Genomic DNA, 12,286 nt, shown 5'->3' with positions numbered 1-12,286 from the left:
GCTACATCAGCGCGGCAATCTCGGCTGCGCTCAAGGCGCCGCGATAGATACGGAACTCGTCCACCAGGCCGTTGAAGTATGGGTCGCTGGCGTACTGAGAGCGCCCGATCCAGTTCTGGCTGGTGCTGCCCAGGCGGAACGGCGCCAGGACCATTGCGGGATTGCTGCCTACCGGGTTGCCGTCCAGGTACAAGGTTCCGGTTTTGCCCGACAGGGTGACGGCGACGTGGACCCATTGCCCGAGCGGCAATGCCGTGTTGCTGTCGATTCCCTGCTCGCCGCTGCCGCCATTGACGGTCATGGCAAAACGCGGAAACCCGCTGCTGCCGCGGGCCGCCAGCATCATGTAATGACCGGCGCCAGAACCGAAATCGAACACGCGCGCCCATGTGCCGGAAGCATTCCAGAACACCCATGCCGCGACCGTGATATCCGCCACATCGCTCACGATATCGGCCGGCAGGCTGAGGTAGCCGTTGCTGCCGTTCAGCGACACCGCCCCGCCCTTCTTGCCGCTGGCCCAGCTGGCGCCGTTGACCAGCGTCCCGGCGTGCCCCTTGCCGCTGGAATCGGCGGCTGTGACGCCGCTGCCGTCATCCAGCGCCAGGTAGGCCAGCAATTGCACTGCCGTGACCGCGGTCGCCTCGTTCGATGCCGCGCTGGTTCCAGACGGCGTCTGCGCGGTGACGACATAATGATAGGTGCCTGCGGCGAGTCCGCTGTCGGTATAAGTCAGCAAATCGCTGATGCCGGTTGCGATGGTTGTATACGGTCCACCGGCGACCGTGCTGCGTTTGACGCTATAACTGTTTGCATACGCGCTGCCCCACCACGACAGCTGCACCTGTCCCTGGCTCGCAATCGCGGTCAGGCCGCTCGGCGCCGCGCCGCTTGCTATTGCGTCGCGCGTGCAGGTCAGCGTGCCATAGCCCAGCTGATCGTAGCCGCCGCTGTTGGGGCCGTAATTGCCGCCACCGCCTTCCGGCTGGATCAAGGCCGCGAATTTCCGCGAATAAGGCGCGGCCAATCCCTTGCGGTTGACGTAATGGTTATAGACCAGCGCCCATCCAGGCCGCACTGTGCCTTGCCCGGCGGTCGACAAGGCAGTCTGGTTGACATGGTCGACGTTGTTGTAAGTGACATAGGGCACCGTATAAAACGCGCTGCCCGATTCAATCAGGTTGGCTTTGGCGACGTATTCGGCGCCGGCAAGAAAGCGGTTGTTGTCGTAACCGTACAAGTCGACTCCCTGGTTCCAGGCCATCTCGCAGATCGGTCCCATCAATGCGATGCCGAGCGTGTTGTGGCCCTGGTCGCGGCCGGTTTCCTGCCACTGCCCCAGGTAACCGGGATGCATGTAATAGACGGCTTGTGAAACGGCGCCGTTGCCTGCGCCGTTCTTGAAATAATCGACCGCTTCGTTGAACATGGCGTGGTCGTCGCATAACACGCCGATAGCCATGATCGAAGCCATGTTGCACAAGTCCCAGTTGGCCCAGTAGTGGGTCACTTCCGTATTGTTGTGGCGAATCAGGAAATCATGGTTGATGGGGTAAAAGACGGTCCGCATCATGTTCTGGAAACGGGCAAGGTCGGCAGCAGCCCAACCGCTGTAGGAGCGCATGATTTCGGCCGCGTTGGCGAATTCGTAGCCGTAGATGCCGGCGGCCAGGGCGGCATTCGAATTGCCGCCCAATAGCGTGAGCGTCGACGACCAGGCATTCAGGATTGCCACCGCCTTGTCGGCATAAGCGGTATCGCCTGAAATTTTCCAGCGCAATGCGCAAGCGTAGGTAGCGGCAATGTCGTTATAGAGAAGCGTGTAGTTCTCCGCATGCACGCCGTCGCTGCCGCGATAAATCGCCGCTTGCGGACGAGGCGTGTAGCTCAGCCGGGCATGGCTGTTGGCGATCAGTACATTCCAGCCGTCGACCCACGGCGCCGCGTTCGCTTTTACTTTCTGGCTCATGCGGTCAAAGTCGGCTTGCGTGTGCAGCAGGCCCGGATGAACAAACGTACTGCTGGCAGGAGCGGATGCGGTTTCCGTTGTCGTCGTGGCAGGTATCTGGCCGGCGCTTGCAGGCGCAGCTGGCGCCGTTGCAGAAGTGGCCGCCGGCGCGGCGGCCGCGGCAGGCGAACTGCCGCCAGCTGCGGACGCCGTATCGCTGCCGCCGCTGCCGCAACCAGTCAGCAGCAGGATGCCGATACTGGACATGAAATTGCGACGCGACATGCCGTCAACATGCTGTTCAACGGCGGATTCTTTATTTGCCGCTGCTGCCGTAGACACTTCGCCGCTGGCGGCGGTAACTGGATTTTTCACGCTCTTGTCCTTCAAAGATATATTTTCCGAAGGCATCAAAGGCAGGATCCGTGCCACATCCAGCCTGCTGCTGGCCTCAAACGATCTGTGAATAAAAAGCTATCGACACTTGTCGCAAATGGATGTTAGCGCTAACAATTTTCGTCAGTTTCCTGCCCGGCGAGGCAAATTTTGTCCAATCGAACAAGGCATCGGGATCGATGCGGCACGGCGCTTCGGCAGCACCGCCCACAGTGCGTACATAGGGCACGCCATCAATTGCCATCCCGGCATGGCCTTGGGAAGAATCATTGTTTCGCACGGCAACACGCGGAAAAATCTGCTGTTTTGGTTTAACCTGTAAAACATCGCGCCTGCGATTATTCCTGTGACGCGCTGGGCCAAGAAAAACGCGGCCATTGCGCTGTTGTTCGTTCGTAAATAACGAGCAGCGAGGCGCGGTCTTATCGCCGTCTCTCGTGTTCGGCCGCCTGAGCGTGGCTGGACAGATGGATGCCAGGCAATCGGAGGATAACCATGAGCACACAACAGCAACTCAAGCCGGCAAGCGAACTGGCCCAAAAAAATGGCGTTCGCTTTCCGAACGAGAACGAAGAATACCGGCGTGCGCGCGACTTGCTTCTCGCGCAAGAAATCGAACTCAGGCGCCACATCGAGCGGGTCGCAGAACAGCGCCGCGCACTGCCGCCGGGCGGCCTGGTCGCCAAGGACTACCGCTTCGAAGGTGAAGATGGCGCGGCCAGCTTCGCCAGCCTGTTTGGCGACAAGCAAACGCTCGCGGTCTACAGCTACATGTACGGACCGAAGCGCGAACGGCCTTGCCCGATGTGCACTTCGCTGCTCTCTGCCTGGGACGGCGAAGCGGCCGATGTCGGGCAGCGTATTGCACTGGTGATCGTCGCGCGCTCGCCGATTGAACGCTTGCTGGCATTCAAGAAGGAACGCGGATGGCGCCACCTTAAGCTGTATGCCGATGTCAGCGGCGATTACACCCGCGACTATGTCAGCGCGGACGACGCCGACATCCCGGCTTTCAATGTCTTCACCCGGCGCGACGGCGCCATCCGCCATTTCTGGAGCGGCGAAATGGGCCCAGAGACGGCAGACCCCGGCCAGGACCCGCGCGGCGCTCCCGACCTGATGCCGCTCTGGACCATCCTTGACAGCACGCCCGAAGGACGCGGAACCGACTGGTATCCGAAACTGAGCTATCCGGCATAAACAGCGGCACCAGGCAGCGCCGTCCACCCGGTTCTTTTGCGAAAGGCATCGCCATGTCCCATCCGGTTTTTTTGAACGGCTGCAAGCAGCCGGCGATGCCCAGCGGCGAACGCAATGAATGGCGCGCATTCTGGGGCGATGCAGGAATTGAACTGGAAGCAAATGGCGGCCCGCCGCTACTATGGTGGTGCATCTATGGCGAGGCCGACCTGAAATTCGCCAGCATGATCGACGATTTCGATATCGACGATCCGGAGGGAGAACGCGCCGAATTCCAGGCAGACACGGAAAATCCCGCTGCCCTCTATCCCTACTTCGTCACCGGCAAGAAACAGGCGCTGGAACGGCTGGCGCAGCGCAAAGAAAAAGTGATGGCAGCCCTTGGCGAACCATACCGCGCCGTCTATGAAGCGTTTGAGAAGCTGGTCGCCACGCAGTTTGACGGCTTCGTCCTGCTGCGCACCGCCGGCCTGCCGGATATCGCCGATGGCGAACAATGGATGCGGACGAGCGCGCAGAGCATGGACCGCCTGGACAACAATCATCCGCCAGAAGCGGGCGACCATTTTGCCGGCATGGCGGCAGACTTCCTGAAGTGGAAAAACAGCGGCAGCGCGGCGCGCATGCTTGGCGGTTCCGGCCCGCCAGGCGTCTGGCCCGATGCAGCGTTAAGCGCAGCCTTTCCCGAGACCGGAAGGCGCAAGCGCACGGCCCTGGAGGATACCGATCCAGGCGAACCGCAAGCGCCGCCGCCCAATGCCCGCAGCCGCTCCGGCCAGCGCAAGTCATCCCTGCTGGAGGAATGGCTGGCGCCCTTGTTTGTCGGGCTTGTCACGGCCTACGCCTACATCTCGAGCCACTCTATTTTCCTGGCAGTGCTGGCGTTTGCAGGAGCGACGGCGCTTGCAGTCTGGCTGTCCATGAAATGGCGCAACCGCGGCAGCGATAAAGACCCCACGTGACGCAATGCTTGCATCCGGTTGCCCGTGGGCGTAGCGCTTCGCGCCGGCGCAGCTTTCCCGGAACTCAGGTAAACCGGTTAGTATCCAACCGCCGATACGATCGACACCGAGGGCCCGTGGCCTGGTCACCTTAACTTGCGAGACTTTGCCATGCGCCCTTACAAACGGCTGTTGATCGTTGTTCTTTTCCTGTTGCTGCTGCTCGCCTTGTTTCAATTTTCCGGTTTGCGAGAACATTTCAATTTGACGTTCCTTCGTCAACAGATCGCTGACAATGAGGTTAGCGGTTTGCTGATCTTTGTTTTGCTGTTTTGCCTGGGCAACCTGATCCAGATACCCGGCTGGATATTTCTCGCCGCCGCGGTGCTGGCCCTGGGCAAGACCTGGGGCGGCCTTGCAACCTATCTCGCCGCAGTCATCTCCTGCGTGTTTACTTTCCTGACGATCCGTTTCATCGGCGGCGACGCATTCCGGGAATTGAAGAACCGCCATGCGCTGAAGATACTCCGCGGCCTGGATGCGCATCCGGTTGCAAGCATCGCGTTGCTAAGGGTATTGTTTCAGACCGTTCCCGCGCTGAATTACGCGCTGGCTTTGTCCGGCGTGAAATTCTACAAGTACCTGGTCGGCACCATGCTCGGTTTGCCGTTGCCGATCATGCTGTATTGCCTATTCTTTGACTATATCGGCCAGGCGCTGCATGTACATTGAAGCGCGCCTGGCCGCTGCCATCAATGCGGAAGCGACAGATACAGCCGGCCCAGGCCGGTAAGCTGCCCGGGAGCGCCCAGCAAGCTGGTGAAATGGCTGTCGTTATTCCAGCGGCCGGTAAACCACGCATAGCGGAATACGTCGGCGCGCGCCTCGCAGGTCGCCACCATGTCGGTCATCTGCGCCTCCTGCTTGGCAAGCGTGTCGATCTGCGCGCCGTCGGCTTGCGCATGCCAGTTGGCGAATTCGGTGACCCAGAACGGTTTGCCATACTTGGCGAGACGGTCGAGCTGCGCTGCCAGGCCGTAGTCGTACCAATGAAAGGCCAGGTAGTCGATTTGCGGATCGCGGTTGCCGTTGGCGCTGCGATAGGCGGTATAGAAGGCATCCAGCCACACCACCGGATCGGCATAACCCGGCATGGTGCCCCAGCTTATCGCCGGCCCGACTATCTTGACGCCGGTGTGTGCGGCAATCGCCTCGAAGCCGGGCCACAGGCTTGCGGCCTGCTGCGGGGTCAGATTGGACTGGTCGGACTGGTTGGGTTCGTTCAATACCAGCAGATACTTGATTTGAGGATTTTGCTTCAGGGACGCTTCGATGCTGGCCGCGTCGTAATTGCCATTCCATAGCATGGGATAAAAATCCATCTGGTACTGTGCGCGGTAGTCAGCGGGGACCTGGGCATTCGGCTGCGAACTCCAGTTGTACCACCAGCTCACGCCAGGCGCGAGCGCAGCAAGGTCAAGCGGATTCGCCAGGTCATAGGCGACGCCGCGCTTGGCGCTCTTCGCAGTTACCGTCCCGGCTGGCGGCGTAGCGCCGGCCGGCGCAGCGGGACTGGCTGGATTCGGCGAAGTCGCCGCAGGTGCGGTGGCGGAATTCGAAGATTCTGACGCCGCCGTGGAACCGCTGTCGCCGCCGCCTCCGCAGCCGCTCAAGGCCATGCAGCCGGCGAGGACCAGGGACCACGCGGCGCAGTGTCGGCGCGGCCGCGAGAAATGCGTGTAAATGCATGCCAGGTACATAAAGGAATTTTCTTAAGATTATTTTCAGAGCACTGCGGACGGACCATCTCCGCAGCGATGCGTAAAGCAATATGACGGCTTCGCGTATCACACCGCAAATAACATACCATCAAGCAATATTGTTTAATGGCTCATGCGGAAACAGCTGATAAATCTGCTTAAACGGCTTCATCTCGTGGCGCCAGGCGCCAATCCGAAGCTGCCCAGCTTTGTCGTTAAGTGACAAGTAATGTCATCCGAAAAACATGCGGTCAACAAAAAACCCCGCATCTTTCAGGAATGCGGGGTTTTGTTTACTTCTTGCTGCGAAGCGGATCTCAGAACGGAATATCGTCATCCATATCCGAAAAATTCGGCGCCGGACGCGAAGCCGGAGCCTGGCGGGCTGGAGCCGCCGGCGCGCTGGTGTTTTGCTGGCGTGCCGGCGGCGCGCTGCTGTAGTCGCCGCCGTCCATCGGCGCGCTGCCGCCCGCACCCTGGCGGCTGCCCAGCATCTGCATGGTGTCGGCGATGATTTCGGTGGTGTAGCGCTCAGCGCCGTCCTTGTCTTGCCACTTGCGCGTCTGCAGGCGGCCTTCGACGTAGATCTGCGAACCTTTTTTCAGGTACTGGCCGGCGATCTCCGCCAGCTTGCGGTAGAAGGTGATGCGGTGCCACTCGGTTAATTCTTTTTTCTCGCCGCTATTCTTGTCTTTCCAGCTTTCCGTGGTGGCAACGGCAATGTTGGTGACCGCTTCGCCGTTCGGCATGTAGCGTGTTTCCGGGTCGCGGCCGAGATTGCCGACGATGATGACTTTGTTGACCGATGCCATGTGATGCTCTCCTAAATACGAATATCTTGAAAAAATGCCTTGGAAATCATGCCGCCGCGGTGGTGGCCGTCCGGCCACGGCGCGGCAGATTTTTCATGCTGGATGCGATTATAAGCCAGCCGAGGGTCGCCGCCCCTCCTAAAATGAAAACCGCGGGGGCGCCGGCATGCTGTTTAAGCAATCCGCCTAGGGCGCCGCCACAGAACAAACCCAGCGCCTGCATGGTGTTGTACACGCCCAGCGCAGCGCCCTTGGCGGCCGGCGGCGCGATGCGCGACACCAGCGACGGCTGGCTGGCTTCCAGCACGTTGAAAGCGATGAAAAACCCCAGCAGCAGCACGACCAGCCACTGCCAGTGGATAGTTGCCATGGAGAATGTCAGCAGCAACCCGAGTTGCACGGCAAACAACAAAGCCACCGCAGCCACCATCACTTGCTTCATCTTGCCCTGCTTCTCGCCGGCAAATACCGGCGGCAGCATCAGCACGAAAGAAGCCAGCACCACCGGCAGGTAGATTTTCCAGTGCGACTCCAGCGGCAGGCCGGCGTATTTGACCAGCGCCGCCGGCATCACCACGAACATCGCCATTTGCGTCATGTGCAAGGCGAATACCCCGTAATTGAGCCGCATCAGCTCGCCATTGCGCAGGATCTCCGACCAGGCCACGCGCCTGGCCTTGACCAGCGGCGCCGCAGGCACCAGCCATACCACCACGGCGATTGCTGCCACCGACAGGATGCCGGTCATGGCGAAAATGCCGCCCATGCCCACCCATTCGTACAGCAGCGGCGAAATGATCAGCGACAAGGCAAAGGTGAGGCCGATGGAACCGCCGACCATGGCCATGGCCTTGGTGCGGTGTTCTTCCCTGGTGGAATCGGCGATGAAGGCGGTTACCGCCGCCGAAATGGCGCCCGCGCCCTGGATCGCGCGGCCGATGATGACCCAGTAGATATTGCCGGCAGCGGCGGCGATGAAAGAGCCCAGTGCAAACAGGATCAGTCCGATGACGATGATTTTCTTGCGGCCGTATTTGTCGGACGCGACGCCGAACGGAATCTGCCCGAATGATTGCGCCAGGCCGTAGATGCCCATGGCGAGGCCGACCAGGGCGGCGCTGTCGCCGCCGGGCAGGGTTTTGGCGTGCACCGCGAATACCGGCAGGATCAGGAACAGGCCCAGCATGCGCAAGGCAAATATCGACGCCAGGGCGCCGCTGGCCTTGACTTCCGCGCGGCTCATGGCGCTGCCGGCATCGTTATCGAGAGAGGAGGACGAACTATTCATATGAGGCATTACCGGATGGCGCTGTTAAGGCTGCACAACGACGAAGATCGAAACCCGTTATAGTATCAGGTTGATCCGTTTGATATGGCATGGCCGCGCCCGGCAGCGATTCCCGCCAGGGGCCTCGCGGCAAGCCTTTCAGACGTGAAAATTGCAATTCCAACAAGCCAACACGGCCTTAAACTCACGCTGAAAGCTGTAGATGGACAAAAATCGGGAAGAGATCCGCATCCGGGGTGCGCGTACGCATAACCTCAAGAACATCAATCTGGATTTACCGCGCAACAAACTGATCGTGATCACCGGCCTGTCCGGCTCCGGCAAGTCGTCGCTGGCGTTTGACACGCTGTATGCGGAAGGCCAGCGGCGCTATGTCGAATCGCTGTCTTCCTACGCCAGGCAATTCCTGCAGTTGATGGAGAAGCCGGATGTTGACCTGATCGAAGGCTTGTCGCCGGCGATTTCGATCGAACAGAAAGCCACCTCGCACAATCCGCGCTCCACCGTCGGCACCGTGACCGAGATTCACGACTACCTGCGCTTGCTGTACGCGCGGGTCGGCACGCCGTACTGCCCGGACCATCCAGAGAAGCCGCTGGCGGCGCAATCCGTGTCGCAGATGGTCGATGCGGTGCTGGCGATGCCGGACGACACCAAGCTGATGATCCTGGCGCCGGTGGTGGCCAACCGCAAGGGCGAGCACGTCGACCTGTTCGAACAGATGCAGGCCCAGGGTTTTGTGCGCTTCCGCATCCAGAGCGGCACCGGCACCGCCAAGATTTACGAAGTCGACGACCTGCCCAAGCTGAAGAAAACCGAGAAGCACACCATCGACGTGGTGATCGACCGCCTGAAAGTCAAAGCCGACACCAAGCAGCGCCTGGCGGAAAGCTTCGAGACTGCATTGCGGCTGGCCGAAGGCCGCGCGATTGCGCTGGAAATGGACAGCGGCACCGAACACATGTATTCCAACAAGTTCGCTTGCCCGATCTGCGGTTATTCACTGCAGGAACTGGAACCGCGCCTGTTCTCTTTCAACAACCCGATGGGCGCCTGCCCGGAATGCGACGGCCTGGGCCATATCGAATTTTTCGATCCAAAACGCATCGTCGCCTTCCCTAACCTGTCGCTGGCCAGCGGCGCGGTCAAGGGCTGGGACCGGCGCAACCAGTTCTATTTCCAGATGCTGACCAGCATCGCGGCGCACTATGATTTCGACATCGACGTGCCGTTTGAAAAACTGCCGGAAAAGGCCCAGCAAGCCGTGCTGTACGGCTCCGGCCGGGAAACCATTCCGTTCAGCTACGTCAACGAACGCGGCCGCACGGTGATCAAGGAACACACCTTTGAAGGCGTGGTCAACAACCTGCAGCGCCGTTATCGCGAAACCGATTCGATGGCGGTCAAGGAAGAGCTGGCCAAGTTCATCAACGAAAAAGAATGCCCGTCCTGCCACGGCGCGCGGCTGCGGGTCGAAGCACGCTTCGTCAAGGTCGGCAACGGCAAGCAGGAAAGAGCCATCTATGAAATCGCGGCGACGCCGCTGCGCGAAACCCTGGCGTTCTTTGAGAAGCTCAAGCTGACCGGCGCCAAGAAGGAAATCGCCGACCGCATCATCAAGGAAATCGTCTCGCGCCTGACCTTCCTGAATAATGTCGGCCTCGATTACCTGTCGCTGGAACGCAGCGCCGACACCTTGTCCGGCGGCGAAGCGCAGCGGATCCGGCTGGCTTCGCAGATCGGCTCCGGCCTGACCGGCGTGATGTACGTGCTGGACGAGCCGTCGATCGGTTTGCACCAGCGCGACAACGACCGCCTGATCGAAACCCTGCGCCATCTGCGCGACATCGGCAACAGCGTGCTGGTGGTGGAGCACGATGAAGATGCGATCCGCACTGCCGACTATGTGGTCGACATGGGCTTGGGCGCGGGCGTGCATGGCGGCGAGGTGATTGCCGAAGGCACGCTGGAGCAGATCCTCAAGAACAAGAAGTCGCTGACCGCAAAATACCTGAACGGCACGCTCAAGATCGCCGTGCCGAAAACCCGTACGCCGGCCGATCCCGACCGCCAGTTCATCATCACCGGCGCCACCGGCAACAACCTGAAAAACGTCACGATGAACTTGCCGGTCGGCTTGCTGACCTGCGTCACCGGCGTTTCCGGTTCGGGCAAGTCGACCCTGGTCAACGATACGCTGTACCACGCCGCCGCTCGCCACCTGTACGGCTCCCAAGCCGAGCCGGCGGCGCACGAATCGATCGGCGGCCTGGAACATTTCGACAAGGTGATTTCGGTCGACCAGGCTCCTATCGGCCGCACGCCGCGTTCCAATCCTGCGACCTACACCGGCTTGTTTACACCGATCCGCGATCTGTTCTCGACCGTGCCGATGGCCAAGGAACGCGGCTACAACGCCGGCCGTTTCTCGTTCAACGTCAAGGGCGGCCGTTGCGAAGCCTGCCAGGGCGACGGCGTGATCAAGGTCGAGATGCACTTCCTGCCGGATGTGTATGTGCCTTGCGACGTGTGCCACGGCAAGCGCTATAACCGTGAAACGCTGGAAGTGCATTACAAGGGCAAGAGCATCACCGAGGTGCTGGGCATGACGGTGGAAGAAGCCTATGAATTCTTCAAGCCGGTGCCGGTCATCGCCCGCAAGCTGCATACGCTGCTCGATGTCGGCCTCGGCTACATCCGCCTTGGCCAGAGCGCGACCACCTTGTCCGGCGGCGAAGCGCAGCGGGTCAAGCTGTCGCTGGAGCTGTCGAAGCGCGACACCGGCCGCACCTTGTATATCCTGGACGAACCGACCACCGGCTTGCACTTCCATGACATCGACCTGCTGCTGAAGGTGATCCATCGCCTGCGCAACCAGGGCAATACCGTGGTCATCATCGAACACAACCTGGATGTCATCAAGACCGCGGACTGGCTGATCGACCTCGGGCCGGAAGGCGGCGCCGGCGGCGGCCGCATCATCGCTACCGGCACGCCGGAGCAGGTGGCGGCAAACCCGGCCAGCGTTACCGGCAAATACCTGGGACCTTTACTGCAAAAAAAATAAACAGCCATTTCATATCGACGGCCGCCTTGGCCTGGGAGCAGCAGCACCCGGGCCCGCGCTTCGTCAATGGATGCGATAAACGAGATAACCATGTCTACCCACACCACTCCGGCGCTGTCCGCAGCGCAAATCGACGCCTTTGAAAAAGACGGTTACCTGATCCTGCCGCGCATGGTGCCGGCTGCGGATTGCCAACTGATGATCGCCACCGCCAATGCACACCTGGCGCAGGCGATAGCGCCGCTGGAATACGAAGCTGAAGTCGGTTATGCCGGCGCGCCGAAATCGCTCGACAGCGCCGGCGGCCGCACCGCGCGCCGCTTGCGCAATGCCTACCAGCGCCATGACAGCTATCGCGCCTGGGCCGGCAATCCGCAGCTGGTGGCGATGCTGGAACTGCTGCTCGGCGAGCCGGCATGCCTCACCTTGTCGCACCATAACTGCGTGATGACCAAGCACCCGCATTTCGGCACCGCCACCGGCTGGCATCGCGATATCCGCTACTGGTCGTTCCCGCGCAACGAGCTGATCTCGGTCTGGCTGGCGCTCGACAGCGAGAACCAGGACAACGGCGGCCTGCGCTTCATTCCCGGTTCGCACCGCTTCGATATCAAGCCCGAGCAAATGGATGAGCTCGATTTCCTGCGCCCGGAAGTGGCGGCAAACCAGGCCTTGTTTGCGCAAGGGAAAGCAGTGGAACTGCAGCAAGGCGACGTGGTGTTTTTCCATAGCGGCCTGTTCCATGCCGCCGGACGGAACAATACCGAAGCGGTCAAGCAATCGGTGGTGTTTGCCTATCACGGGCAAAGCAACCAGCCGCTGCCCGGCAGCCGCTCCGCCGCTTCCGAAAATATCCTGCTGAGCCATTGAAGCT

10 protein-coding genes are annotated in these 12,286 nt (G+C 60.7%); 5 read left to right on the top strand and 5 right to left on the bottom strand.

Going from position 1 to position 12,286, the window contains the following annotated elements; genetic code table 11:
* Position 1: 1 nt before the first annotated feature.
* Together BM062_RS05930 and BM062_RS24955 are read right to left on the bottom strand one after the other, a co-directional pair.
* On the bottom strand, positions 2-2,215 hold the full coding sequence (locus BM062_RS05930; RefSeq protein ID WP_092395074.1) for a LamG-like jellyroll fold domain-containing protein: 2,214 nt from the start codon (positions 2,213-2,215) through the stop codon (positions 2-4).
* Positions 2,216-2,399: 184 nt separating this feature from the next.
* Positions 2,400-2,588 (bottom strand): hypothetical protein, encoded by a 189-nt coding sequence (locus tag BM062_RS24955; protein WP_139220002.1) that lies wholly within the window; start codon positions 2,586-2,588, stop codon positions 2,400-2,402.
* Between the two features lie 251 nt (positions 2,589-2,839).
* Between BM062_RS24955 and BM062_RS05925 the strand changes: the two genes are divergently transcribed.
* The 3 genes from BM062_RS05925 to BM062_RS05915 all read left to right on the top strand — a co-directional run bounded on the left by BM062_RS05925 (position 2,840) and on the right by BM062_RS05915 (position 5,217).
* The gene (locus BM062_RS05925; RefSeq protein WP_092394559.1) at positions 2,840-3,544 is read left to right on the top strand and encodes a DUF899 family protein; all 705 of its coding nucleotides are present in this window, start codon (positions 2,840-2,842) and stop codon (positions 3,542-3,544) included.
* A gap of 53 nt (positions 3,545-3,597) precedes the next feature.
* Positions 3,598-4,506 (top strand): hypothetical protein, encoded by a 909-nt coding sequence (locus BM062_RS05920; RefSeq protein WP_092394556.1) that lies wholly within the window; start codon positions 3,598-3,600, stop codon positions 4,504-4,506.
* A gap of 150 nt (positions 4,507-4,656) precedes the next feature.
* A complete protein-coding gene (locus BM062_RS05915) occupies positions 4,657-5,217 on the top strand; it encodes a TVP38/TMEM64 family protein (protein ID WP_175500904.1) in 561 nt (186 codons plus the stop codon).
* A gap of 20 nt (positions 5,218-5,237) precedes the next feature.
* On the opposite strand, the gene BM062_RS05910 is transcribed toward BM062_RS05915, so the two are convergent.
* The 3 genes from BM062_RS05910 to BM062_RS05900 all read right to left on the bottom strand — a co-directional run bounded on the left by BM062_RS05910 (position 5,238) and on the right by BM062_RS05900 (position 8,300).
* Positions 5,238-6,158, bottom strand: coding sequence for a glycosyl hydrolase (locus BM062_RS05910; protein ID WP_305763964.1), 921 nt, complete (start codon positions 6,156-6,158; stop codon positions 5,238-5,240).
* A 404-nt stretch (positions 6,159-6,562) separates the two neighbouring features.
* Entirely contained in the window at positions 6,563-7,057 is a 495-nt protein-coding gene (gene ssb / locus BM062_RS05905; protein ID WP_092394553.1) for a single-stranded DNA-binding protein, read from the bottom strand.
* A gap of 46 nt (positions 7,058-7,103) precedes the next feature.
* Positions 7,104-8,300, bottom strand: a complete 1,197-nt coding sequence (locus BM062_RS05900; RefSeq protein ID WP_175500912.1) for an MFS transporter — start codon at positions 8,298-8,300, stop codon at positions 7,104-7,106.
* A 247-nt stretch (positions 8,301-8,547) separates the two neighbouring features.
* On the opposite strand from BM062_RS05900, the gene uvrA reads away from it, so the two are divergent.
* On the top strand, positions 8,548-11,412 hold the full coding sequence (uvrA, locus tag BM062_RS05895) for an excinuclease ABC subunit UvrA (RefSeq protein WP_092394547.1): 2,865 nt from the start codon (positions 8,548-8,550) through the stop codon (positions 11,410-11,412).
* A gap of 90 nt (positions 11,413-11,502) precedes the next feature.
* Positions 11,503-12,282: a phytanoyl-CoA dioxygenase family protein gene (locus BM062_RS05890; protein WP_092394544.1), complete on the top strand. Its 780-nt coding sequence runs from the start codon at positions 11,503-11,505 to the stop codon at positions 12,280-12,282.
* The last annotated feature ends 4 nt before the right edge of the window (positions 12,283-12,286 follow it).

This window comes from Collimonas sp. OK412 (assembly GCF_900112135.1).
GTDB classification, from domain to species: domain Bacteria; phylum Pseudomonadota; class Gammaproteobacteria; order Burkholderiales; family Burkholderiaceae_D; genus Collimonas; species Collimonas rhizosphaerae.
This window is presented reverse-complemented; position numbering and strand designations above follow the sequence as displayed.